Genomic DNA, 26,625 nt, shown 5'->3' on the forward strand with positions numbered 1-26,625 from the left:
TAAATTGCGAACTCCTTAATAAAAACTTTAATGATGTTGACTCTTTAGTTATACTAAAAAATCTATTATTAGGCAAGAGGAAATATGAATAATTTTTAGTTAAATAGTAAAAATAGTTCGTAAAATATAATAAAAGTGTTTTTAAAGTGGCTTTATATCACAAAAAACGCACATGATATATGAACATTAATCATGTGCGTTTTAAAATTATATTTAGCTTATTAGTGAAGATTAAAAATAATCCCAATTAAAAATCCAACTGATTCTGCAATAAATAAAGCTTGCGTATTTTGGACAACTTTTGGAAATGAAGTTCGCTTATTTTGAATTTTCCATAAAAAGCGCATGTTTTTAACTAGTAGTGGGATGCAGAATAAGATTAACAAAACGCTCCACGGCATCACGCGAATTAAAACGGCCCAAATGGTCAAAGCATAGCCTAAGACATAATTGAAAATAAATAGATAAAGTCCGCCCTTAATTCCGATATAAAAAACTAGAGTATGACGACCATTTGCGATATCAGCCTTGTAGTCGCACAAGTTATTGCCCAAAAGCAAAGTGTAATTACAAATTTCTGGAATTCCGGCTGCTAAAATGATTGGTCCTACAAAGCTCCATGTAAATGGAACGTTAGGATAAACATTGATATAAACCATAACCAACATGATTCCAAGGCCCATAGCAAATTCTGCAGCTAATTCGCCGAATGGTCCTGATGAAATAGTATGATCACCAGTTGAATAGCCGATGGCAATCGCATAGCAGATAATACCGATAATCCAAATCCAGTAATTAGTTTGATATCCGATTAAGAAAGCGCAGATAGCTGAAATAGCGAATAAAACGATCGCAAGCCATTTAACATGACTGGGTGATAAATCATACATACCAATGGGATTCTTCTTGTGGTCGCCAGTTTTGGCAGCTTTTTCGCGCTTGTAATCCCAGTAACCATCATTAACATTCATAAAAATCTGCAAAACAATCGTAGCAATTACCATCTCAATTAAAGGAGCAATCCTAAAAGTGCGATAGTTGTACCAGGTATACATAATCCCTAGTAAAACCGGAATAATCGAATTAAAAAGCGTTCTAGGTTCAACTAGCTCGTAATAACCTTGCTTAGCTGATTGTGACATTAGTCTATACTTCTTTCTGTTTTAAAGTGATCCTTGATCCATTAGATACAAGTTATGAAAATGCTCGTTAGTCTCAAATAATTCATGTGGGTTGCCGCTCATTTCAACAACTCCATCTTTGAAGAATAAAACTTGATCAATATATTTCATTCCTTGCAAGTGGTGAGTAATCCATATAACAGTTTTATCCTTTAAGACCTTAAATACAAGGTTTAATAATTTTTGCTCAGTTAATGGATCTAGTCCAACTGTTGGTTCATCAAGCAACACAATCGGTGCATCTTGCAATAAAATTCTCGCTAATGCTAAACGCTGTTTTTGACCGCCAGAAAATCTTGCTCCGGCTTCAGCAACTTGCGTGTCTAGTTTATCAGGCAAACTTTTTACAAAATCAGCTAATTGTACTTTTTCTAAAGCATCCATCATGTCGTCTGCAGTGGCATTTTTATTAGCCATTTTTAAGTTTTCATAAATTGAAGTATTAAATAGAAATGGTTCTTGGTTTAATACAGAAAATAGCTTTGGTCTTTCATCTTGCAGGCAGCGCACGTTAATATCATTTAATTTAACTTCGCCTGCTTGCGGTGCGATATCACCAAGCACTAACTGTAAAATTGTACTTTTTCCTGCTCCTGATGGTCCAATTAAGGCTGCTTTTTGGCCCTTAGCTAGTTTCAGAGAAAAGTTTTTGATAATTGGCACCTTTTCGCCAGGGTAGGTGAAGCGGACGTTATCAACTTGTAATTCTTTAAAATCTGCTGGATTTAGAGTTTGTTGGGTAGGCAAATCTTCTTTTTTGGGATGCATCGCGTTTAATCTTTTAACTGAATCGCTATAAGTATGCCATTCTTCTGCTCCTTGAGCTACAGGAATAAAGGCGTCAGATAATGGAAAAAGCGCTAAAACTACGGCTCCGACATAATTGGCAGCTTCTTGGTTGTAAGTTAGCGACTTATTAGTGAAATAAAGCAGGGCGATTGCCATTAAGCCAAAGACAAATTCCAAGATAAAATCGCGGGCCCAATCGAATTCGCCAGACTTTTTCTGTTTTTTACCTAAAGTGGTGACAGTTTTTTGAGTTTGATCGTGAAAAGCTTTTTGTCTACCAGAAATTTGCCAATCGCCAGCACCTAAAACTTGATCAGTGTATTCGGTATAAAGACTGGCTTTTTCCGCCTTTTCTTTACTGCGAATTGCAGCTTGCTTAAGCAGCGAAAATAGTGGCACTAAAAACAGTTCAATAAGCAATAAAATAAAAATTATGCCTGCAAGTGGCCAGCTAAATAATCCTAATAAAATTACTGCAAAAAAGCCAACTAAATAACCGACGATTGCTGGGAAAATAGTACGCAAATATAAATTTTGCAAGTGGCCAATATCTTCAGTTAATAAAGAAAGCAAGCTTCCAGTTTGATAGTTAGATCCCACCGCAGAACTATTTTTTTCAACGATATCATAAAGTCTGCGCCTTAAATCGCTAGTTACTCTTAAGACCCAATTGTGAGAAACTAGTCTTTCTAAATATCTAAATAAAGGACGCCCAATTCCTACTGCACGCATTAAGACGATTGGCACATAGATCATAAATATATTTTCTGGACGCGTAGCTGCTTTATCAATGGTATAGCCAGCATAAAACATTAACGCACCACCGCAAAAGAACATTACGATTCCTAAAAAGATGGCTAGAAGTAAAACCCACTTGTATTTAGCCAGGTAAGGCTTAATCCAGCGATCGTTTTTCCATGTTAATTTATCCACCTTATAAAGCCCCTTCCTTTAATGGCTCAGTGAGTTTTCTAAATTCAGTACCATTTTTGGCTAAGTCTTCTGGCCTTCCTTGTTCAACAATCTTGCCATCTTCAATAACTAAACACCAATCCATATCTTTTAACCAGTGCAAACGGTGAGTAGCAAATAAAACTAAGTGGTTTTGCATTAAAGGCTGCATAGTCTTTTTTAGTTCGTATTCAGTTTCAATATCAAGGTGAGCTGTTGGCTCGTCAAGAAATAGAATTTTACGGTCTTTAGCTAAAAAAGCACGCGCTAAGGCAATTCTTTGTTTTTGACCGCCTGAAATACCACGTCCGTGTTCACCAATTGGCGTATCAAGGCCTTTTTTAAGACTAGCGATAAAGTTATCAAGACCTGCTTCATGGACAGCTTGATCGATTTCTACTTGTGTAGCATCAGGTTTATAAAAGGTAATGTTACTTTTAATCGTATCAGCAAACATGAACGGCTCTTGGGGAATATAGGTGAATTGATTTTGCCAATTCTTTTGGTCGAGCTGAGCTAAGTTAGTATTGTTAACAGTAAAGTTATTAGCCTTTTCAATTGGAGTCAAAAAGCCACCTAATAAACGCATTAAAGTGGTTTTACCAGCTCCAGTAGGGCCGATAATACCGACTTTTTGATAGCCATGTAAAGACAAATTAATATGACTTAATTCATCTGTGTAATGCTTATCTTCAGTTTGTTTTTGCTTGGCAATCCCAGTCATTTTAGCATTTTTGTTTACTTTAAACTTATCTTGATCTTCGTGGCTGTAAGCAAAAGAGACATCATTAACTGTTAATGTACTACCTTGATCCCAAGTGAAAGCAGGTAGCTGGTCTTCTTGAGTTGTCGTTTCAAAGGATAAGACGTCAAACATTTGCGCCATCGCGTTTTTACCATTTAAGGTTGCGTGAAAGTCATTTCCAAAATCTCTAATTGGCAAGAAATATTCCGGAGACAAAATCAAAATAATCAATGATGGATACAAAATTAAGTTGCCGTTAATTAAGCCGATTCCTAGAAACATGGCGATCATGGCAATTGATAAAGTAGTGAAAAAGTCCAAAGTAAAAGTTGATAAGATAGCAACTTTTAAAACTTTCATGGTTTGTTTACGATAGTTTTCACTATTTTTATAAACTACTTGACCATATTTTTTGGCTAAACCTAAGACTTTTAATGTGCCAAGACCACGTAATGCATCGACAAAGTGATTTTGTAATTTAACATAGCCGGCATATTGCTTGCTGGCACGTGCCTGAGCTGCAGTACCTAAAATAATCATAAATAAGATTAATAAAGGGAATACTAATAACAAGATCCAGCCAGACAGTGCATTTAAAGTGAAAATATAGATTAATAAAATCCACGGAATAATAGCCAAAGCAATGATTTTAGGGAAAATTAAGGCAAGATAGTTAGATACTTCATCCATGCCGTCTAAAAGCATAGCCACTAAGTTACCAGTTCCCACGCGTGAACTTAGTGCAATTCCGCCATGGTAAATTTTATCTAGTAGCTGACTGCGCAATAAACTAGTTGTTTGATGAGCGTAATTATTCATGTACCATTTTTGAAACCAGGAAATTGCCTGGCGCAACAAGTACATGATAAAAAAGAGCAAAACATTTATTGCGATGAATGAGAAAGGATGTCTATTCCAAGATCCGACGATTGCTCGAGCAAGAAAAATTCCTTGCCCTAAAATAGCAAATGCTTGCAAGACAGCAAGTCCTGCAAGCATTACTAACATGATCTTGGCTTTCGGTAATTTGAAAAGTCTTTTATCGATCATTAAATTTTTACCTCAATAAGTTATTTTTCAACTTGAACCTTTAAACGGTGTCTAAAGACAACGTATGACCAAATAATGTAAGCTAAGGCAATTGGCAAGCAGATGATTAAAACGATTGTCATAACTTGCAAAGTCAATTGACCGTTAGCAGCATTTTTAATTAATAGTGAGTTGGCTGGGTTTTGTGCGATAAGAACGCGTGGGAATAAACCGTTAAAGAGTAATACTACAACGCTTCCTAAGGTTAAACCGCTAGTAATAAATGCCCAAGCTTGGTGATTAGTTTTGTTAAATATTTGAGACAAAACAGTAAAGACAACAATTGCTAAAGTAATGACAATTGATGAAATAGGACGCTTTTGGAAGAAATCTGTTTGAAAGATTACCAATAAAGCAAAGACAACTTCACCAGCATAAGCAATAATGTATAATTTGTTGTTCAAATCTTGTGCACGTCTACTTAAATCAGGATCATCAATTCTTAATCTTAAGAAGTTTAAACCATGAATTAAGCAAAGTAAGACACCGGCAACACCAGCAACAATTGAAAGCCAGTTAACAATATTCCAAAAACCTAAGCTCATGTTGCCAGCAGCATCCATTGGTACACCTTGAATCAAACTACCAAACATCATGGTAAGTAAGAATGGTGCGAATAAACTACCGAAAAATAGAGCCCAAACCCAGAATCTGAAACCTTTAACAGTATCAGCATGAGCTGAGAATTCAAATGAAACACCACGAATGATTAATGCAAATAAGGTAAAGAACAATAAAATGTAGTAACCACTAAATAAACTTGCATACCAACTAGCAAATGAAGCAAACATTGCACCGCCGGCAGTAATTAACCAAACTTCGTTGCCGTCCCAGTGAGGTCCAATAGTTTGGATCATCAAGCGACGTTCATTATCATTTCTAGCCAAAATATGAGTTGCCATACCGACACCATAGTCGAATCCTTCTAGGAAATAAAAGATTACGAATAGCAAGCCAATAAGGCCAAACCATAATAATTGTAAAGGTTGAATACCATCTATCATTAGTAAACACCTCCCTCAAGAGCTTTATCGACACCTTTATCAAGTTGTTTCTTGCAGTAGTAAACCATGACTCCACCCAAAGTAGAGAAGATTAAGAAGTACATGATATTCGTGAACCATAATTCTCCAGTTGTCGTGCTTGCAGATACTGAATCAGCAATTGTAAATAGACCATAAACAGTCCATGGGAAACGACCCAATTCAGTAATGAACCAACCACAAGTGTTAGCGATGAATGGGAAGTAAGTAGTAACACCTAATACCCATAAGAACCAACGCTTGTTTTCGATGGTATCTTTTGAAGGACGAGTCCAAATTAGTCCTAAAATAGCAACTAAGATAAACCACATATCAAATGCAACCATGATACGGAATGAGTAGAATAAAGTCTTAACTGGAACATAATAATCCATTCCCTTACCGAACTTCTTATCATATTTTTCATGCAATTCTTTATTGATTTCATTCATACCTTTAACTGAACCAGTTGTCTTGTGGTAAGTAAGGATAGTCAAGACATCTGGAATTGACCAAGCCCCTTTATTTTCGTGGTTCTTGGTATCAAGATCAGCAACAATGTCCCAAGGAGCTTTATCGCCGGTAGTTTCATAAACACCTTCAGTAGCAGCAAACTTCATAGGTTGTTCTTTAATTTCAACTTGTGTTTGGTAGTCACCTGCAAGTCCTTCGCAAATTGCAGCGATCATACCAATCCATAAAGCAACTCTCATTGATTTCTTGTGGAAGTTGACATCACGTTTTGCAAGTAAGCCAAATGCAGCCATACCAGCAATAACAAATGATGCAGTAACAATAGCACCAATAACTACGTGTGGGAAGCTTGCCCATAATTGTGGATTTGAAACCAATGCACCAAAGCTAGCCATTTGAGCTTTGCCATCTCTGATAACAAAGCCAACTGGGTGCTGCATAAATGCATTAGCTGTCAAAATCCAAATAGCACTAAGCAATGAACCTAAAAATGAAATCCAAACTAAGGCACAGTGCAGACCTGGCTTAAATTTATTCCAGGTAAACATCCATAGACCAATGAAAGTTGATTCCATAAAGAAGGCAAGCAAAGCTTCGATAGCCAAAGGAGCACCGAAGATATCACCCATGAATCTAGAATAGTCAGACCAGTTCATACCAAATTGGAATTCCTGAATCAAACCTGTAACAACACCAACAGCAAAGCTGAGAAGATAAATTTTACCCCAGAATTGCGCCATCTTCTTGTAGACTTCGTCTTTTTTAACGACATACATGGTTTCCATAATTGAAACTACTAAGCCCATACCAATTGAGAATGGAACAAAGAAGAAGTGGAAAACAGTTGTCATTGCGAATTGGAAGCGAGCAAGATCTAACATACTTACGCCCAATAGCATATTTTCACCCTTTTTCTAAAATATCCAAGTGTATAACGCCTGTTACCATTATAATAGTCTTATATGAAATGGTTTTCAATTAATTGTATGCATATATCAATAAAAAAATACGCCCTAAGAAACTTTTTAGGACGTATCTTTAAAAATGTGTTATTAATTAAAATGTAAAGTGACATGGTGTTACTTATACTAAAAATAACATAGTTAGTTCAAAATGCATTAAAAAATTTTTTTGTTATTTTGAAAAAATTTTTTTCTTACTCACTGCGCAAAGCGATCGCAGCATCTTTTTTAGCCGCCATTTTAGCAGGTAAGTGTCCACCTAGCATTGTCAAAATAGTTGAGATAATTACTAAAATGATTGCCTGTACTGGATCTAATTGAGAAATATTAGTCATATCGGTAATGCGGTAAAGGATAGCGTTAATTGGGAACGTACATAAGTAGGCAATAAAGATTCCCAAAATACCAGAAAAAATACCCAAAATAAAGGTTTCGGCATCAAATACGCGGGTAATGTCGCGCTTTCTAGCACCTAAGGCCTTTAAAACTCCGATTTCTTTAGTTCTTTCAAGAACGGAAGTGTAAGTTAAGATACCAATCATGATCATTGAAGTTACAAGTGAAATTCCGGCAAAAGCAACTAAGACATAAGTAATTCCGTTTAATAAGCCACCGGTTAATTTAGTAACTGTACCAGACATATCGGTGTAGATGATTTGGTTCTTCTTAGTTTTGCCTTTATTCCATTTATCCAAGTAATCAAGTACTTTATCTTTAGAATTAAATGAATTTGGATAAATTAAAATGCCGCTCGGAATACTAGAGCCACCGATTGAAGCAATAAATTGTTCCTTTTGTTCAGTAGTCATTTCTTGGTTAGTTAAAACATTGGTTGAACTATTTTTTTGAGCTTGAACAATTTCTGAGTTCTTATTTTGATTAATGACTTCTTTGCTTAATTGGTCGCTATAAGCAATTCCGTTATCTAAAAGTGCCATTTGAGTATTATTTTTAGCGCGGATAACCGCAACTAAGTTAATATCTTTACCACTATTGTACATGGCTTGGTCTGGTTTTTTAGGGACAAAGTTGCCGGTAGGAAGTTTTTGGTAATAAGAATTATTAGGAATTATGCGGAAGGATTTATTAATTAATTTTTTAAAATTGATTTTTTCACCATCTTTAACGCTCATACCTAAATTTTTAAGGGCGTTTAAATTGGCTTCATTTTTATTGTTTAAAACTAAAACTACATCGTTTTTATTGCTTGGCCAAGTGCCGGCTAAAAGCTGATAGTTATCTTTCAAAAACGAACCTTGTTTTTTATCAAGCGAATTAGGAAAGGTGTTAGTGTTAATCCCTACGCTAGCCATCCCTTGAGCTTGTGCTTGAGCCATAGAATTAGTGTTAGTTGCAGTATTTGAAAATTGCACGCGGGTAATTTTACCTTGATTAAAAGCCAAAAGATTTAATTGTGTGCCACGGATGAAAGAAATATTGTTGGCATATTTAGGATTAATCTTTTTGACGTAATCGACATATTTTTGACTGATCTTATTTTGGTGAGTATTTTTTTCAGTTTCAGGAATTGCTGCAGTTAAGTAGCCACGATTTTTAACGTTTTTATCTGATTCTTTTCTAGAACTTGCGGTATTAATGTCAGTTGCTGTTTGAGAAATTGAAATCGGAAATTTAGACAAAGTTTTACTTTGAGTTTGGTTAATTTGTTTTTGAAAACCATGCGAGAGTGCTAAAACAATAGCAATACCGATAATTCCGATACTTGAGGCAAAGGCTGTTAAAAATGTTCTGCCTTTTTTGGTCATAATGTTAGTAAAACTAAGCTTTAAAGCATTCCAGTAGGACATTTTAGTCTTTTTTAGCTGGAAACTATCTTCAGGTTCTTTTTCTGGCTTGTAAGGATCAGAATCACTTAAAATTTTTCCATCTTGAAAATGTACAATACGTGTTGCGTATTCTGCAGCTAATTCTGGATTGTGGGTCACCATGATTACGAGCTTATCTTTGCTCAATTCTTGGATAAGCTTCATGATGTCTTCACTAGTCTTAGTGTCTAAGGCGCCTGTTGGCTCATCGCACAGTAAAATATCAGGATCATTGGCAATCGCACGCGCAATAGCCACTCTTTGCATTTGACCACCTGAAAGTTGGTTAGGCTTTTTATTAATATGATCGCCTAAGCCAACTTTTTTAAGCGCATTAATTGCTTTTTGGTGGCGCTCTTTAGAACTGACGCCAGACAAAGTCATCCCTAATTCGACGTTTTCAATAATTGAAAGGTGAGAAATTAAATTGTAGCTTTGAAATATAAAGCCTACTGTATTATTGCGGTAAGCATCCCAATCTGTTTGGGTGAAATTCTTGGTTGATTTACCGTTGATGATAATATCGCCGGAATCATAATGATCTAGTCCTCCAATGACATTCAAAAGGGTAGTTTTACCTGAACCGCTAGGTCCTAAAATTGCGACAAACTCATGATTGCGAAAGTTTATCGAAACGTCGTCTAAGGCATGAGTAACAGTGTCTCCTACATGATAGGTTTTCATTAGATGTTGTAGTTGGAGCATAGTTATTTCCTTTACTTAAAATTTAAATCATGCGCCATTTACCATTGCCCAATAAAATAATGATAGCTTGAGCAATAAAGAATAGAGTAATTAGACCAATAACAATAAAATGGCGCTTTTTATGCATGACAAAAGTTCCGGCAAATTCTCGAATGATTGCATTTGGTAAAAAATATAGTCGAGTAGTTGCGCCTACGCCATTGGCTTTGAGATGGACTGCCTTTGCATAAAGACCGGCACGCAATAAATGATAGTTATTAGTGAAAAATTTAGCCTTAAATTTTTCACTACCATAATCAGAAGTAGCAACTTTTTTAGAAAAGGCCATATTTTGTTCAGTATTGCGCGAATTGTCTTCAAGCAAAATGTATTCTTCTGGCATACCATGACTTACTGCGTATTCTTTCATGGCAAAGGCTTCAGAAACGTCTTCATCTGGACCTTGTCCGCCTGACATAATAATTTTAGGACGCTTTTTACCCTTATCATATTGTTTGTTAGAAAAAGCAATTGCGCGATCAATTCGAGCGCCAAGCAAGCGTGATACTTTTTTGCCTTGAATTAAACCTGCTCCTAAAACGATCAAATAATCCTGTCTATAATGGCGCGGAACGAATTGATATAAAAGCAGGTTTATTAAAAAATTATACATGACAAAAGCCAAATATAACGCAATAAAGATTGAAGCTGACAAGATTAAATTGACCCATTGCGGTAAATTATTTAGCAGGCCAATTCGCTCAATAATCCAAATAAAAATCATGCCTAAGCTAATAAATAAAGTTAAAAGATTAGGCAAGGTGTGGCTTTCGTATTTCCATACAAAATAAGCATTCCACAAGAAAAAGACCCAGGAAAATAAAACTAAGAAGATGATGCCAAACATGGTGGCAATCGCTAGACTACCAAAAGTATAGTTTAGGGCTTGATTGTTTTGCGAAAAAATCAGCACCGCAAACCAGGCTAGAAAAGTTAATCCGAAAATAGTAAATAAAATACCATTTAATAAACGTCTGGGTTCAATTAACCAAGAGATTAGAAAAATAGCTAAGGTGATAAATAAGGCTATCGATAAAATGGTTAATTCATTATGTAAAAAATAAGAAAAAACATGTTCAAGATATTGCGAAAGTTTGGTCATGGTTATATAGTGTCCTTAAATTGATTTCTGTCATTATATTATAATTGATATACTAGTATTTTAAGAAGGAATTTTATATTTAATGAAAGTGAGGGGAAGTATGCGACGTTTTTTACGCCTATTGGGAAACTTAGGAATCATGATTTTATCCTTTGTAGGATATGCGCTTATTCAAACGCTTTATGTGGTTCCAGATAAAATGAAAATTACGCCCTGGCATGGACTTTTGATCGCATTGTTAACAGTTTTCGCTATTTGGGCAATGTTTGCACTGTATAAGTATCAGCTCTCTAAAGAAAATGATTGGTTTTTCAATGCTAAACCGCACTGGAATTGGCGCAGAATCGTGATTGCCTTGGGAGCATTTTTCTTAATTATGGTGGCCCAAGTTTGCTTTATTAAATTATGGGGGACTAATGTCACTTCAACTAATCAAGCAGAATTAGAAGCAATTCAGTCTAAGGCTAATCCAGTATTTAACTTGTTAATTGTGATTGTGGCGCCGATTTGTGAAGAAATAATTTTTAGGGGGATGTTTTTTAATACTTTCTTTCCTGACGAAAATAAAACCGCGAAAATTGCCGGAATTATTTTGAGTGGTTTTGTCTTTGCCTTTTGTCACGATCCAAGTTTAAGTAAATTTATTTTCTTATATTGGGTAATGGGCTCAATTTTAGCTTGGACTTATGTCACTACTAAAGATTTGCGTTACTCAATTTTGGCTCATGTGTTAAACAACTTAATGGGTGTTTTATAAAAGCAAAACGGGCTATTACTTGCTATTAGAAGTAATAACCCGTTTTTTTGTGCTAATTTTTATTTTTCAATTGTTTTAAAACAATTTCGGCAATTTCATTATTTGTCCACATCCAGACAATATGACCTAAGGCTTCAGATAAGTGTTCTTGCCAAGGTTGATCCTTAACGCTAGGAACAGTCTTCATTGCTGGCATAATCACTAAATGAAATGCGACCCAGACAGCAATTCCAAATGGAACGCCTTGTCCTAAAGTAAGCCACTTAACCTTCTTTTCAAGAGCTGCAGCATATGCTGTTGCAAAAGCAATCGAAAAGCCAAAGTGAACTAAGTAAGAAACCCAAGGTAATTTTTCTCCAGAATAAGTATAAGTAGCATGCGTTAGTTTTTTAGGTACGCCTAATTGTTGGAGTAGTTTTTGTGGGGGATTAGTTTCGTTTCTAGCAGCTGTGCGTGGAGGAAGAATGTTTTCCCAGCCAAGCTTTACAAGACCAGAAATGACGCCTGCAGCAGTACCTGCAATTGCAATATTTTTCCAATTTAATTTAGTCATGACAAATACATCTCTTTCTTAGCGAATCTAATTTCATTTTAACAAATTATTATTTAACTGTTTTAGATTTAGCCTGATTGTTGTTTTTATCAGCCATGTTATTTAAGTAAGTCCAAATTTGCGGACGGTATTTTCTTAAAGCAAATAACAATAAAAGATATATTGCAATGCATAGACCAATCCAAATTGGATTTTTTGAAATAAAAGCTGCAAAAACTAAAGCATTGATTGGTCGCGCCATTAAATTAAAACTAGTAACTAATACAATACCGGTTGGAATTGCGGCGCCATAATGTGAAATAGCTCCAGTATAAATATTTGCTAGCCAGCTTGCGGCGTATAATCCGATACTAAACCATACAATTCCATTAGCAATTACTTTTAAGATATTTCCTTTAGTTACCGCAACAATGGATTCAACCATAAAAGGTAACGAAATTAGGTCTACAACAGGTAAAGTTTTATTGCCAGGTAAGATGAAGGCGATAATAACCATAATCGGTATTAAAATAATGCCAGAAATGATTGTTGCAGATTCTCCATAACCCACGCCATCATCTACTGCCAAGAACCAGCGATGCTTGTCGTGTATTGGATCTTCTAGTTTTGTATCCTGAGCTTGCTTTTTTCGGTCTTTATCGATACTTTCAGCTAGTGGGGTAAAAGCTTTAGCAAAAACATTAGTTACTAATGGGAAAATTGTCATTACAGCAGATAATTCAACTGCAAATTTTAAAATTTGTCCCCAAGCTTTAGTGGTAGTCAAGGTTGTCAAATTACCTAAAATACCGATGATTAATCCTAAGATTATTCCGAGAGTTGTTGGTTCGCCAAAAACGCCAAATTTTTCTTTAAAAGCTTTGGGGGTTAAATTTACTTTGTTAAACCCCAATAAATTCCATAGGGGATCTAAAATAATAGCTGGAATTACTTGAACAATATTTTGTACTGCAGAAACAGTTGTGTTTTCTATGCCGTAATAACGTGACCAGCGATCTGCTTGAATTTCGGCTAAGACCAAAGTATACAAAAGCATAAAAAATGACAATCCTAGAGAAATCCACCAATTATGAGTGACATAAAAAGCCAATGTACCCCAAATCATAAATCCAAAATTATTCCATAGATTAGATGGCATAAAAACTTTGGTAATTCCTGTCCAGAATAAAATGAATTCAGCAATTAGCCCAACTACAAAGAAAGTAAGACCGACAGGTGAACCAAAACTTGCTAAGGACCCAGCCTGCCAGCCAATGTCTACCACTGGTAATTTTATTCCAGTTTGATTGACCATTTGTCTAATTACTTTTGTAACGATAGGGGTGAACTCATTAATAATCCAACTAAATCCAGTTAGCCCAACACCAGCATAAAAAGCAGACATCATTGCTTTTTTGGGCTTTAATTTAAGAAAAAGCGCAATTACAAAGATCATAATAGGAACAATAACAGTTGCTCCAAATGCATTAAAAAATTGACTTATTTGCTTAAGCATTGTTTCCCTCCAATTAGAAATTAGCTACGTATAGAATAGTCGTTAAGATAAAATTAGTCTACTAATAAGCTATCGCTATTTTTAGAAATTAGCTATTTTCTGGGTAATTTTTTGCTTATTTGTATGACTGATGATTTAATTAAGGTGAAAATAGAACTAGGTAGAAAGAAGCGGATCATATGTCAGATAAGCCTTATTATGAACAAGAGTATCACGCACCTAAAAGCGATATTCCTGATCCAAGTTTTGGACAAATTTTTAAGGGTATTTTCTTATATCCTTTTACTTGGAGTGCTAGAAGTACCCGTAAAGCATTTTGGATAAGTTATGTAACTCAGTTTGTAATGAGCTTTCTTATTCTTTGCGTAATGTTTGCTATTTTGCTGACAGGGGTTTATTCTTCCAGTGAACAGGAATGGACTATGGTCATACAGCGAATGAACTTTTTTACTTGGTTAATTGAACTAGTTTTATGGATTTTACTAATTTGGATAAAGTTAGGATTGCTTGGTTATGCGGTCAGAAGATTACATGACATTGACTGCAGCGGTTGGTGGCTGTGGTTGATGTTTATTCCATTTGGATGGATTATTATTGTTGTCTTACTAATATTGCCAACTGTAGAAAGACCTGTAAAATGGGGTACATATTTATTCGTAAATAGTAATTAATTTATCCCAAAAAATGTAAGACTAACTAAGAACTCAGCGTAAGCTGAGTTTTTTTGTGTTAAAATCAAGGAAATTATTTTGACTAAAAATGGAGGGAAAATTAAAGAATATGAAAATTTTAGTAACAGGTTTTGATCCATTCGGCACAGATAAAATTAATCCAGCAATTGAAGCGGTAAAAAAACTCCCTGATGAAATTAAAAGTGCTGAAATAATTAAGCTAGAAATTCCAACTGTTTTTAACAAATCGGCTGAAATCGTAAAAAAAGCAATTGAAAAGGAAAATCCTGATTATGTGTTAAATGTCGGCCAAGCTGGTGGAAGATATGGCATTACTTGCGAGCGCGTTGCAATTAATATTAACGATGGTCGCATTCCAGATAATGAAGGCTATCAGCCTTTAGGTGAGCCAATTCATGAAGATGGCGAAGCAGCTTATTTTACGCAGTTGCCAATTAAGGCACAGGTAAAAGCCATCAGAAAAGCAGGATTGCCAGCTAGCGTATCAAATACTGCAGGCACTTATGTCTGCAACCACATCATGTATCAAGTGCAGTATATGAGAGATAAGAAATTTCCAAATATAAAGGCAGGATTTATTCATATTCCATTTTTGCCGCAGCAAGTAGTAAATCGTCCTAATACTCCATCCATGGCGCTAGCTGATATTATCAAAGGCTTAACTGCAGCAATTAGTGCAATTGTTGAGTGCGACGGCAAAGGAGATATTAAAACTGTAGAAGGTGCAAATCATTAAATTACAGGTGATTTTATGTTTTGGATTTTGCTAGGATTAGTTATTATTGGATTAATACTATGTTTATTGGTCAGACAACATGTTATTAAGTATGATTTTCCATTTATTTATTGCTTAATTGGGATGATCGTTTGTAGTTTTGTATGTTTGACGCAATTTGCTAATCATGATCTCCATTTTGATTGGTATGGTTATTTAGTAATTGCTTTTATAATTGAAACTTGGTATTTATATTATTACTTTTTATTAAGATCATAACAAAAGAGGCTATAATAGCCTCTTTTGTTTCCTGTGAAACATTTTGAAATATACAAAATCATTTTCTATTTTCGAAAGCTTGGAGATATTTGAACATATCTAAGTAAGTTGCAGCTTGGACGCTGCAGTTTAAATTTAATAAGGTATTTATCAAACTTAAAATTGGTTGTTCATCACCAGTTTTGACATAGTTTATTAACTTAGTCAGAAAAGACAGCGTTAAAGAAAAGAACATCATGTATTGCGGCAGATCTATTTTAGAAAGAGCAACAATTAATTTTTGTGCATGATCGAGGTCTTTTTGGCAAATTAATTTCATCGTTGCATCTTCTAAAGAACCAAGTGCTACTTCAACATCTTCAATTTGATCGAAATTTCTAATAATCTGCATTGAAATGCCATAAAGTTGCTTTGGACTTAATAAAAAGGCGCAGCTACCAAAAAGAGAAATATAGTAGCGACTCCAGAAATTTACGTTTGAAAGTTTCTTTGTTAAAGTCTGCAAATCTTGCTGGGGTAAATAATTTTTATGATCCAGAATTAATAATTGATTGCACAATGTGGCACTTACAAATAGATCAAATGGATCGTGACTTTTATGGTATTGAGCTATCTGCTTTTTAGTTACCCTTTTAATAATTGGGATGCTATCAGAATTAAGGGCATCTCGAAGTTCTGGAGAAATATTAGGTTTAGGAGCAAATTCAGATAGTCCTAGAAATTCGTCGCTATCTAAATGAATGCGATTAAGTAATTTTATGGCAGTGCTAAATTCAACTTCCACTTGATCATTTTCCCAGCGAGATAATTTTGATTCAGAACAAATTCCCTGACAAACTTGCTTTTGACTGATGCCGTAAGCTTTACGCAATTCTTTAAATTCATGACCATACATAATAACTACCTACTTTTTTAAGATAAACTTGCAGATCTGCAAGAAAGTACATTTTAATTTTAGACTCATTGTATACTCATTTCAATCAATAAATGAAGTGAGGAGAAACAAAGATGCTGTTTAAATATTCAAACAAGATGAAATTTATTGTCATGATAATTTGTGGCTTAATCGCCAGTTTTCAAAATATTATTATGGCCTCTGTTGTTCAAGAACTAACTAATATTGCTACGGCAAAACAGTGGAGCAAAATAGGCAGCTTTTTATTAGTAGTGACGCTAGCTTTTGTTGCTACATTAATTTCAGGCTTAATATTTAATAATTTAAAAACGCAGGCCATTCAGGAAACTAATTCGTATTTAAGAACGAATATTTTTGCAGGGATGCTCAATAAGTCTAAAGAAGAAAATAATGATAGTTTGAGCTTTTTAACTACAGATTTTAAGTTATTGGAAACTAATCGTTTTGATGCCCAAATTCAGATTGTAATGCAGGGTTTTAGCTTGATTTTGGCATTAGGCTACGCACTTTTAGTTAATTGGCTGATTACATTGATGTTCTTAGTAGCTTCAATGATTCCAATGCTGGTATCGAATTTCTTCCAAAAGCCAGTTCAAAATGCTGCGGAAAATTGGACTAAGGCAAATGGCAAATACGTTAACCAAACTAAGAATTTTCTTTCAGGTGTAGACACATTGCGTTTATATGGACGTCAAGAAAGTGCAGTAACTAAAAATACACAAACTGTATCGAATTTAGAGCAAGCCTTAAGAAAAATGAACTTGCTTGACTTAAATACAAATACTTTAATTAACTTTTTAGCAGCACTTTTAACATTCGTAGTCCCATTTTCAATGGGTATTTATTTAGTGATTCAAGGCCAAACAACTTTAGGTGGTTTATTTGCTATTGTCCAATTAGCTAATTCCTTTATTAATCCAATTTTAAATATTTTAGCTGATAGAAATAAGATTTCTACGACTAAGAAAGTTGTTGAAAAAGTCGAAAACTTCTTAGCCGATGAAAAGCTTGAAAATGCTAAAGATGTTGATATTCAAGAGTTAGAAGTGAAAGATCTTGATTTATTTAGAAAAGATAATCAATTGGCCCACAATATTACTTTCAAACTTAAAGAGGATCAAAAATTGGCTGTAATTGGACCGTCAGGTGCAGGAAAATCAACTCTGCTGCAATTTTTAATGTATGGTGATTTCGGCAAGGCTAAGCAGATTTGGCTTAATAATAAAGATGTGCAAGCAGGCACTTTCAGCCACGGATTTGCTTATGCGAGTCAAGCACCAGTAATTTTTGCGGGCAGCTTATGGTTTAATTTGACGCTAGGAGCCGATATTTCTAAAAAAGAAGTAATGAAAGTGTGTGAAAAATTATGTTTAGATTCATTAATTAAAGAAAAGGGCTTTGATTATTCGCTAGGAGTTAATGCCGACCAACTATCAGGTGGACAATTAGCGCGAATCGAACTTGCCCGCGCAATCTTAGCCAAACGTTCAGTTTTATTGCTTGATGAAATTAACGCTTCTTTAGATAAGAGAACTTCTGATATAATTCATGATTATCTGCGTAGCTCCAGCTTAACGTTCATTGAAGTTATTCACCATTACGAAAAAGATGAACTTGCGCAATACGATAAAATACTTGATTTAAAGGAATATATTTAGATGTTTTAAATAAAGCTAACTTTTCTTAGTCAATGAGTCAAAATAACAAAAATAGGAAGTAATCATCAATTTGATTACTTCCTATTTTGTTTGCGTATTTAATTAGCCTGGACTTGCTTTTTAATAAAGTAATTCAAGATAAATGGTGAAAGTACCGTGGTGACAATGATCACCAAAATCAAGCTAGAATAAATATCTTCTGGAAAAAGATGGTGGTTAATTCCAATTTGCGCCACAATCAAAGCTACTTCTCCACGAGAGATCATGCCGGCCCCTACGATATTGCCCTCTTCTTTGCTAAAGCCGAAGGCTTCGCTGGAGTATTTACCAGCCCAGAATTTTGATAATAACGCTAAAACGGTCATGGCTAATATGAACCAAATATCTTTGACTAAACTTGCAAAAGTCATCGATAAGCCAATATCCGCAAAGAATACCGGGATAAAAATCGAATATCCAATGATGCTAACAGAAGATTCAACTTCGTGATACTGCGGCGTTTGTCTAATTGCTAAACCGCCAAAAAAGGCACCTACAACTGCTGACAAACCAACAAAATCTGCCGCCCAAGCCATAGCTAGCGCTAAGACAAGCGAACCGATAACTACGGAATAATTAACTTCAACTTTTTCAGCGGCCTTCATAAAGTAAGGGGCAATAAATTTAAAAATTATCCAAACTGCTACAAAATATACTGCCTCAATTACTAAGTTAATAAAAAAATTGTTAGTTAATCCGCTTTTACCACCTTCATGACTGAAAGTGGTAAATAAGCTTAAAACGATAACCGCTAAAATATCGTCTACTACTGCTGCTCCTAAAATTGCGCTGCCTGCGCGAGTATGAAGCTGATTAGCTTCTTGGAGTACAACCACAGAGATTGAAACGCTGGTTGCAGCAAAGACAATACCGATAAATAACGCTTCTAAGAACTTCATTCCAAAAGCCATTGAGGCAAGCCCCATAAATACTACGGGTAAAATTACCCCCACGGTTGCAACAGTAAAGCTTAATTTGAAGTACTTTTTTAGTAAATTAAGGTCGCTTTCAAGTCCAGCCAAAAACATTAACAAAATTACGCCAAATTCAGAAAATAAGCTGACGATTTCGTTTGGCTTAACTAAGTCTAAAATTGCAGGTCCTAACACAATTCCGGAAAGCAATTGTCCAATTACAGCTGGCATATTAAAGCGAGCAAATAACTGTCCTAATAAAGTAGTGACTAATAAAATTAAAATTAATTGTCCTAAAAAATGCATAGCATCATCTTTCTAAGTTTTTCTTTATTGTGAGCAAAATAAAAAACTTCCAAGTGCTTATTGACCCAAATAAGCTAATCTTGAAAGTTTTTAATAAAACCCAACCACTAAACAAAATATTTAACTTCTTTTAATTCTACTTGTTTTTTATTGTTTAGGCAATCCAGTTTGGCTTGGATTAGTTGGTTTAGTTTTAGTAAGTAAGGCAAGTAAGATAGTGATCAAGTCAACGACTTCTTGTAAAATTGCGCCCCAGAAAGCTGGAATAATACCAGTAAAGGCAATTAACTCAATTAAGATAACAATACAAATTGCAGTAATAATATCAACATGGGCAACTTTCATCGTATGCTTAGAAATTGCCACTGCATCATTAACTTTAGAAATGTCGTTAACCATGATAACTGCATCAGCACTTTCACTGGCAGCAGTTGCGCCTTTAGCACCCATAGCAATGCCGACATCAGCAGCCATTAAACTTGGAGCGTCGTTAACGCCATCACCAACCATAGCAACTGGTCTTAGGTCAGATTTAACATCTTTAATTTCTTGAATCTTTTGAGCTGGCAATAAGTCGGCATGAACTTCAGACTCTTTAATACCAGCTTCTTTAGCAACTTTATCAGCTACGGTTTTGTGGTCACCAGTAAGCATCATAATTTGTTTAATACCTTGACGACGAAGGCGTGAGATCGTTTCGGGAGTATTCTCTCTAATTTGATCTTGGAAAGTAATGTAACCAGCAAATTTTCCATCAATTGAAATGTAAATGGCAGTCGAATCGACATTAATTTTGTTATGATCAGGTGCTACAAAATTAAGTTTTCCAACTTTAACTTCGCTGCCGTTAATAGTTCCGCTGACGCCTTTACCAGTAACTTCTTGTAAGTTGTCAACAGTTTGTAAGTCTTTTTTGTCGGTGCCGTTAACTAGTGAAGTAGCAATGATGTGACTTGATTGTTGTTCAACGCTAGCAGCTAAACTTTGAAGCTCTTGCTTAGATAAATTGCTATCTGAAGCAGGAACGACATCTTCGATAACCAATTGATTTTCAGTTAAAGTACCAGTTTTATCAAAAGCAAAAGTCAGTGTTCTTGACAGTTTTTCCAAAGTTGTACCTGATTTAACAATGATATGGTTACGTGACATTGAACTCATACCAGAAACCATTGCAACAGGTGCAGCGATTAATAAAGGACATGGAGAAGCAACTACCATAACTTGAGCAAAACGCATAAAGTGGGCTTGCCAATCAGCGCCGGGATTAGTTACAGCAGAAGTAATCCAAGCAGCAATACCAATAATTAAAGAAATGATGGTAAATGGCACTGCATAGCGGTCAGCCATTTTAACAAATTTAGCAGGTTTAGCTTCAGATGACTTAACTAAGGCTACGATTGACTGGTATTCAGAATCTTTGGCTTCTTTAGTAACTTGCATTTCAACTGCGGAATTACCATTGATTGAGCCAGACATTAATTCATCGCCAATAGTTTTGTCAACAGGTAGTGATTCACCAGTTAATGATGACTGGTCAAAACTTGAAGTTCCCTTGATAATTTTTCCGTCAACTGGAACTTGGTTGCCAGGCTTAATTAAAACAGTATCGCCAATCTTTAATTGATCAACGTTTACGTCTTCAATTTTGCCGTTAACAATTTGGTGGGCAATACGAGGAGTATTGTTTAACAAAGAACGCAATTCTTTGTCTGCTTGACCGGTAGCGTAATCTTCAAGAGAATCACCACCAGTTAACATGATCAAAATCATCCAAGCAGCCCAGTAGTCACCAACAATCATTGTTGAAACTACGGCAATAATAGCTAAAATATCAACGCCCCAATTACCTTTTTCTAAAGTATGGAACATTTCAATAAGCATTGAGATGGATAAGCAAATACCAAAAATATCGATTAATATTTCAGAAATTGGCAATCCAATAATTTTGGGATTGTGAAGTCCAAAATCTAAGATGGCGCTAACAATACCAATTCCTAGAATGGTGAAGAATTTCCATTGATGCTTCATTTATATACCTCCAGTAATTAATATATGAATTTTTCTTTACGTAATCATAGTTTAGCACTAAAAAAATAAAAGTTAATGAACGAGCTTACTTAAGATAAGTTTTTGTGGCTTTTAGGAATAAGTTCATACTCGTGATCAATATTGTGGACTACATAGTTAAAAGCCTTAATCCATTCACGACGCGTTAAAAGACCTTGAAAAACGCCTTTATCATCAACGACTGGTAAAAATGCATTATCGACGAGTAAATGAAGTTGAGTTTCTAATTCAGTTTGTACCATATTAATAGTGTCAAATTTTACTTGCATGACATCTTTAACTTTTAATTCGGATAAAGCATCAATCGTAATATCATCTGGCGTTAGCATTTCATTGGTAATCATAGCTAAACTTATTAACCCGACGACGCGTTGCTTACTATCAAGAACTGGAATTTTAGCATATTTCATTTTTGTAAGAATTAAGAATGCATGATAAAGGGGATTGTCTTCTTGAACAAAAGCAATGCGAGATGCAGGAATTAAAAAAGCACCAGATTTTTCTTCAATTAGGTGTTGAATAGCAGGTGAAAACATTTTTCCTCCTAAAAATATTACTTAAAGTAGCTATCACTTATATTATAGGAAAAAAGCTATACGATTGAAACGAATTAAGACAATAAAAAAGCCTATGCGGAAGCATAGGCTTAAAACGGGATAATTTAGGTCAGCTTTAAGCTGACAAAGTGTTCAATCTACTTGGAGGAGTAAGAATGAAAATAAAAAGTTGGATGTTAATGCTAGATAGCTTCGGGATAATCCCTCTTGCTATGGTTTATATATTAGAAATAAAATGTGAACAAATTGTGACCATTTTACTTAAAAAAATTAAACTTTCTAAAATTTGGCTTAACAAATGTTTTTAGGCAAAGAGAAACCGCGCAAGTACTAGCGCGGCTTAAAAATGGGATAATTTTAGGTCAGTTTATAACTGACAATATTTCAATCTACTTGGAGGAGTAAGAATGAAAATAAAAAGTTGGATGTTAATGCTAAATAGCTTCAGGGCTTTCCCCCTCTGCTATGGTTTATATATTAGAAGGAAAATGTGAATAATTTGTGACATTGTTTATAAGAAATCTTAAACACCATACATCTTAACTTATGAATATATGAAAAGAAAAGCCACGCCGGAGCGTGACTTCATAAATGGGATAATTTTAGGTCAGTTTGAAACTGACAATATTTCAATCTACTTGGAGGAGTAAGAATGAAAATAAAAAGTTGGATGTTAATGCTAAATAGCTTCAGGAAGTTATCCATCTGCTATGGTTTATATATTAGAGGGAAAATGTGAACAAAATGTGACCAAAATTCATAAAAATTATTAAGAACAGCATTTTTTGCTTAAAAAACTAGTAAAACTTGTGCGAGAGCTTGGAATGACAGCGCTTTTCAAGATAATATGAATTTATATAATTAAGGAAATTTAAGTAGAATTAAAGAAGGAGGAAAAATGAAAAAGCTGCGGAAATTTTTAAAATTATTTTTCGTCCTTTTATTATTAGCTGGCATAGGAGCTACAGGATATTACTTATATGCAAGATATGAAAATAATCGACATGCCCAAGCTAGTTTTTATTCGAGACCAGCTTTAAAAAAAGCTAAGGATGGGACCAGCATTAGTAGTGGACATTATAATTTTGCTGCATTTAAGAAAAAATTATCTGATAAATATCCTGCAGTTTATGATGCTTCTTTTGAAAGTCCAATGATGACTAAAATAGGTGCTAATTATATTATTCCAGGTCAAGTGACTACGCCATCTTTTGATTTTCAAAAAAATAAAGTCACGCAAACTGATTCTATGGTGCCGCAAGGTTTAACAATTGCGGGTAAATATTTATTGATTAGTGCATATGATAGCACTCATCAGCATCGGTCTGTAATTTATGTATTAGATAAAAAGACTGGCCGCTATTTAAAAAACGTCCAAGTTAGCGGAAGTCCCCATTTAGGCGGTATTGCCTATGATCCAGTTGCTAAAAATATTTGGGTTACAGGAAGTCAGCAAGATCAGTCGGCACTCATGTCTTTTTCTTTGAAAAAACTTGAAAAGTATAATTATGCCAAAACTAAAGAGCCAATAAAATATGATTATGTGATTGCTTTACCAACGATTCAACGAGCTTCTTGCGTGACATATTATGATGATCAATTATTTGTCGGATTTTTTAACCAATCTGATAATGGACAAATTGCGTCTTATCCCATTGCTAGACAAAAGCCATTTAAAGGTACAATCACTAGCGATCAAATCAAAGCAGTAACGGGTCAAGTTTCTTGGGCATTGGGCTCTGGGAGTGCCTCAATGGATCGGCAGATTCAAGGAATTGCTTTTTATCAAAACTATGTCATTTTAAGTCAATCATATGGAAGCAAAGATTCAAAACTCTTTTTCTTCCCACTTACGGCACTTGATAGTTTAGATGAAAGCAATGCTGAAAAAGTAGTCTTGATGCCGCCGTATTTAGAGCAAATTTATGTTAATAATGGCCAGCTTTTAATGCTCTTTGAATCAGGCGCTAAGCCATATGCAAGAGGCGATATTATGAAGATGGATCGTATTTTGTCCGCGAATATTAATGCATTGTTAGGAAGTTAAATTATGAGTAACGATAAAATCTCTTTTTGGGTTAAAGTAACTGGCTGGAGTGGCTTAATATCTGCATCCGGTGCAATAACGCTTTACCAATTAACTAATAATTGGATGTTTTTAATTAGTACAGTGATTATTGTGTTATTTTCAGCATATGCCTTATCAACAAGTAAAGATGCAATTTGGCGTAACAAAGATCGTGTATTTTGGATTTTAATGTTTTCAATTTTCTTTGTTTCTTTATTACAGAGTATATTTGTGCTAATTATTTATTTTAAGTCTAAAAAGCATGCAAAATGAGGCCATAAATATATAATAGGATTGATTTTTGTTATAATTAGTTCAATGTAACTTCTTATTACAAAGGAAATTGCAAAAATTTTATAAAGAATTGTCGATTTTTGTAACATTGTTGTAAAATTTAGAAAAAGAGTTATGAGGTGAAAAGATGACTCAAAAATCTAAAGTTGAAATTAAAGATTCGACAGCAAAAAGAATCGGATGGTTCATTGCTAAAACAATTTTTTATTTCGCCATACTTTTAGTACTCGTCTATCTCTATTCATACAGTGGAATTGGCGGAGCTAAATTTATTTATAAAGATTTCTAAGTTAAAGAGGTAGCTATAAACAATGATTAAAGACGTAATCAAGGCAATTGATCAAGTTGCTATCGATGATCCTAGTCGAGTTGCTTATGAGTATTTAGGTAAGACTAATACTTATGGCGATTTAAAGAAGCGTTCAGATGCATATGCAGCTAAGATTAAGGAACTCAACTTACCAGCTAAAGCACCAATTATGATTTGGGGCGGTCAAACTTTTGAAATGGTGGCTAGCTTTTTAGGAGCAGTAAAAGCAGGACACGCTTATATTCCAATTGCTTCTTATTCAAATAGCGAACGTTTGACCATGATTCAAGAAGTTTCTCAAGCACCGATGGTAATTGCAATTGATGAACTTCCAATTGAAATGGAAAATATTCAAGTTTTAAAGCCTGAACAAGTAGTTGATGGTGATTTTGAAATAGATCCAGCTGACTTTGCTGAAGGCGATGATAACTTCTATATTATTTTTACTTCAGGAACTACTGGTAAGCCTAAGGGTGTTCAAATCAGTCACGATAACTTGCTCAGTTTTGTGAACTGGGAGTTAAGTGATTTCCAATTGCCTGAAAATCCAAGCTTCTTAGCTCAAGCACCGTATTCTTTTGACTTATCAGTGATGAGTTTGTATCCAGCTTTAACTGCAGGTGGAAAACTAGTTGTTTTACCACATGAAGTAACTGAGAACTTGGGGCAACTTTTCCAAACTTTACCTAAATTACATTTTAATGTTTGGGTATCAACTCCTTCATTTGCGGAAATGTGCTTCCTAGATCCAACATTTGATCAAAAGCACCATCCAGAATTGACGCATTTTCTTTTCTGTGGTGAGGAACTAAGTCATAAGACCGCGCAAATGCTCAAAAAGAAGTTCCCAGACAGCCATATCTACAATACTTATGGTCCAACTGAGACGACGGTTGCCGTAACTCAAGTAGAAATTACTGACGATGTTTTAAATAAATATGATCGTTTGCCAATAGGTGTTGCAAAAGACGATACCAATATTTCAATTGATACTTCTAAAGGCGAAGTTGAAAACCAAGGCGAAGTTGTTATTAGCGGTCCAAGTGTATCTAAGGGATATTTGAATAACCCAGATAAGACTAAAGCTGCCTTTTATCAAAAAGACGGTGCACGCTATGCTAGCTATCGCGCTGGCGATTTAGGATTTTTAGATGGCAATATGCTATTTTATCGCGGAAGAATTGACTTCCAAGTTAAATTTAATGGCTATCGTATTGAACTGGAAGAAATTAACTTCTACTTAGCTAAGAATCCATTAGTGCGTTATGGTGTTGTGGCTCCTAAATACAATAAAGACCACAAAGTTCAACAATTGGTTGCAGTTGTCGAACTAGCTTCTGGAGTGCGCGAAAAGTACTCTGATAACGAACTTACTAAGAAATTGCGTGACGACTTAGCTAAAGACGTTATGCCTTATATGCTTCCACAAAGATTTATTTTCCGTGAGGATATGCCAATTTCTCAAAACGGTAAGGTAGACATTAAACAAGTTATTAAGGAGGTAAATAACGCGTGATTAACTTACAACCATATACCAATCCGCGTTACTTTATAATTATCCTCGTAGCCTTATTACCATTGATTATCGGCCTTTATTATGGCAAGAGATTCAAGACATATGAAGCACTATTTTCTTTAGTATTTTTATTCTTGATGTTTGATGGTAAGGATTGGATTCAAGGTGTGCAGCTAATCGCCTATATTGTTTTTCAATTTGTGCTCACCTTTGCTTATCAAAAATATATTAAATCCGGGCGAAATAAAACTTGGGTCTTCTGTTTAGCGGTAATTTTAGCTATTGCACCGTTAACGCTAGTTAAAATTGCGCCGCATATGCATGGTCATGTAGCTAGTTTAATTGGTTTTATGGGGGTTTCCTATTTAACTTTTAAGACTGTAGAAGTAATAATGGAACTTCGTGATAAGACGATTCAAACAGTTAACCCAATTACTTATATTAGATTTTTACTATTTTATCCAACTTTATCTTCTGGTCCTATTGATCGTTATCGTAGATTTGAAAAAGATTGCGATAAAGCTCCAGAAAGAGAAGAATATATTGAAAATTTACGTTTAGGTACGCGTTACATTTTTCAAGGATTTTTAAGATCGGAAGAGCG

The 26,625-nt window shown here is 34.9% G+C and carries 21 protein-coding genes, 1 pseudogene and 1 other annotated feature; of the genes and pseudogenes, 9 read left to right on the plus strand and 13 right to left on the minus strand.

Annotation, left to right across the window (positions count from 1 at the left end; genetic code table 11):
* Positions 1-221 precede the first annotated feature (221 nt).
* The 7 genes from BN55_RS07720 to BN55_RS07750 form a co-directional block, all read right to left on the minus strand.
* Positions 222-1,142, minus strand: a complete 921-nt coding sequence (locus BN55_RS07720) for a prenyltransferase (RefSeq protein WP_008471519.1) — start codon at positions 1,140-1,142, stop codon at positions 222-224.
* A gap of 21 nt (positions 1,143-1,163) precedes the next feature.
* Positions 1,164-2,903, minus strand: a complete 1,740-nt coding sequence (gene cydC / locus BN55_RS07725) for a thiol reductant ABC exporter subunit CydC (RefSeq protein ID WP_008471521.1) — start codon at positions 2,901-2,903, stop codon at positions 1,164-1,166.
* Position 2,904: 1 nt separating this feature from the next.
* On the minus strand, positions 2,905-4,716 hold the full coding sequence (gene cydD, locus BN55_RS07730) for a thiol reductant ABC exporter subunit CydD (RefSeq protein ID WP_008471522.1): 1,812 nt from the start codon (positions 4,714-4,716) through the stop codon (positions 2,905-2,907).
* A gap of 20 nt (positions 4,717-4,736) precedes the next feature.
* Entirely contained in the window at positions 4,737-5,759 is a 1,023-nt protein-coding gene (gene cydB / locus BN55_RS07735) for a cytochrome d ubiquinol oxidase subunit II (RefSeq protein WP_008471523.1), read from the minus strand.
* Positions 5,759-7,150: a cytochrome ubiquinol oxidase subunit I gene (locus BN55_RS07740; protein ID WP_008471524.1), complete on the minus strand. Its 1,392-nt coding sequence runs from the start codon at positions 7,148-7,150 to the stop codon at positions 5,759-5,761. Before BN55_RS07740 ends, cydB begins: the two co-directional genes overlap by 1 nt.
* Before the next feature lie 257 nt (positions 7,151-7,407).
* On the minus strand, positions 7,408-9,744 hold the full coding sequence (locus BN55_RS07745) for an ABC transporter ATP-binding protein/permease (protein WP_008471525.1): 2,337 nt from the start codon (positions 9,742-9,744) through the stop codon (positions 7,408-7,410).
* Between the two features lie 22 nt (positions 9,745-9,766).
* A complete protein-coding gene (locus BN55_RS07750; RefSeq protein ID WP_008471527.1) occupies positions 9,767-10,885 on the minus strand; it encodes an ElyC/SanA/YdcF family protein in 1,119 nt (372 codons plus the stop codon).
* A gap of 100 nt (positions 10,886-10,985) precedes the next feature.
* Here BN55_RS07750 and BN55_RS07755 point away from each other — a divergent pair, with 100 nt between their 5' ends.
* Positions 10,986-11,642, plus strand: a complete 657-nt coding sequence (locus BN55_RS07755) for a CPBP family intramembrane glutamic endopeptidase (protein ID WP_008471528.1) — start codon at positions 10,986-10,988, stop codon at positions 11,640-11,642.
* Positions 11,643-11,694: 52 nt separating this feature from the next.
* Here BN55_RS07755 and BN55_RS07760 read toward each other — a convergent pair whose 3' ends face one another.
* Both BN55_RS07760 and BN55_RS07765 read right to left on the minus strand, forming a co-directional pair.
* On the minus strand, positions 11,695-12,195 hold the full coding sequence (locus tag BN55_RS07760; RefSeq protein WP_008471529.1) for a DUF1440 domain-containing protein: 501 nt from the start codon (positions 12,193-12,195) through the stop codon (positions 11,695-11,697).
* Positions 12,196-12,244: 49 nt separating this feature from the next.
* Positions 12,245-13,690, minus strand: coding sequence for a PTS transporter subunit IIC (locus tag BN55_RS07765; RefSeq protein WP_008471530.1), 1,446 nt, complete (start codon positions 13,688-13,690; stop codon positions 12,245-12,247).
* A gap of 179 nt (positions 13,691-13,869) precedes the next feature.
* Between BN55_RS07765 and BN55_RS07770 the strand changes: the two genes are divergently transcribed.
* Both BN55_RS07770 and pcp read left to right on the plus strand, forming a co-directional pair.
* Positions 13,870-14,361 (plus strand): DUF805 domain-containing protein, encoded by a 492-nt coding sequence (locus BN55_RS07770; RefSeq protein ID WP_008471531.1) that lies wholly within the window; start codon positions 13,870-13,872, stop codon positions 14,359-14,361.
* 109 nt (positions 14,362-14,470) lie between these two features.
* Positions 14,471-15,118 carry a pyroglutamyl-peptidase I gene (gene pcp, locus BN55_RS07775; RefSeq protein ID WP_008471532.1) on the plus strand — a complete coding sequence of 216 codons (648 nt, stop codon included), beginning with the start codon at positions 14,471-14,473 and terminating at the stop codon, positions 15,116-15,118.
* Positions 15,119-15,434: 316 nt separating this feature from the next.
* On the opposite strand, the gene BN55_RS07780 is transcribed toward pcp, so the two are convergent.
* A complete protein-coding gene (locus BN55_RS07780; RefSeq protein ID WP_008471536.1) occupies positions 15,435-16,271 on the minus strand; it encodes an Rgg/GadR/MutR family transcriptional regulator in 837 nt (278 codons plus the stop codon).
* A 113-nt stretch (positions 16,272-16,384) separates the two neighbouring features.
* Between BN55_RS07780 and BN55_RS07785 the strand changes: the two genes are divergently transcribed.
* Positions 16,385-17,950, plus strand: coding sequence for an ATP-binding cassette domain-containing protein (locus BN55_RS07785; RefSeq protein WP_008471537.1), 1,566 nt, complete (start codon positions 16,385-16,387; stop codon positions 17,948-17,950).
* Between the two features lie 98 nt (positions 17,951-18,048).
* Here BN55_RS07785 and BN55_RS07790 read toward each other — a convergent pair whose 3' ends face one another.
* The 3 genes from BN55_RS07790 to cbpB all read right to left on the minus strand — a co-directional run bounded on the left by BN55_RS07790 (position 18,049) and on the right by cbpB (position 21,812).
* Entirely contained in the window at positions 18,049-19,209 is a 1,161-nt protein-coding gene (locus BN55_RS07790; RefSeq protein WP_008471538.1) for a cation:proton antiporter, read from the minus strand.
* Positions 19,210-19,264: 55 nt separating this feature from the next.
* Positions 19,265-19,315: a sequence feature (sodium ion sensor (DUF1646 type); this cis-regulatory element may regulate processes involved in with the transportation of sodium ions), on the minus strand.
* A 41-nt stretch (positions 19,316-19,356) separates the two neighbouring features.
* Positions 19,357-21,237 (minus strand): heavy metal translocating P-type ATPase, encoded by a 1,881-nt coding sequence (locus BN55_RS07795; protein WP_008471539.1) that lies wholly within the window; start codon positions 21,235-21,237, stop codon positions 19,357-19,359.
* Positions 21,238-21,326: 89 nt separating this feature from the next.
* A complete protein-coding gene (gene cbpB, locus BN55_RS07800) occupies positions 21,327-21,812 on the minus strand; it encodes a cyclic-di-AMP-binding protein CbpB (RefSeq protein WP_008471540.1) in 486 nt (161 codons plus the stop codon).
* A gap of 919 nt (positions 21,813-22,731) precedes the next feature.
* Between cbpB and BN55_RS07805 the strand changes: the two genes are divergently transcribed.
* The 5 genes and pseudogenes from BN55_RS07805 to BN55_RS07825 all read left to right on the plus strand — a co-directional run.
* On the plus strand, positions 22,732-23,880 hold the full coding sequence (locus BN55_RS07805; protein WP_008471542.1) for a YncE family protein: 1,149 nt from the start codon (positions 22,732-22,734) through the stop codon (positions 23,878-23,880).
* A gap of 3 nt (positions 23,881-23,883) precedes the next feature.
* A complete protein-coding gene (locus tag BN55_RS07810) occupies positions 23,884-24,174 on the plus strand; it encodes a hypothetical protein (RefSeq protein ID WP_008471544.1) in 291 nt (96 codons plus the stop codon).
* A 148-nt stretch (positions 24,175-24,322) separates the two neighbouring features.
* Entirely contained in the window at positions 24,323-24,484 is a 162-nt protein-coding gene (locus BN55_RS07815) for a teichoic acid D-Ala incorporation-associated protein DltX (RefSeq protein ID WP_008471545.1), read from the plus strand.
* A 22-nt stretch (positions 24,485-24,506) separates the two neighbouring features.
* On the plus strand, positions 24,507-26,021 hold the full coding sequence (dltA, locus tag BN55_RS07820) for a D-alanine--poly(phosphoribitol) ligase subunit DltA (protein WP_008471546.1): 1,515 nt from the start codon (positions 24,507-24,509) through the stop codon (positions 26,019-26,021).
* Positions 26,018-26,625: pseudogene (locus BN55_RS07825) on the plus strand (MBOAT family O-acyltransferase); the annotation flags it as partial. The gene dltA and the pseudogene BN55_RS07825, both read left to right, overlap by 4 nt.

The sequence above is a fragment of the Lactobacillus hominis DSM 23910 = CRBIP 24.179 genome, assembly GCF_000296835.1.
Taxonomy (GTDB): Bacteria; Bacillota; Bacilli; order Lactobacillales; family Lactobacillaceae; genus Lactobacillus; species Lactobacillus hominis.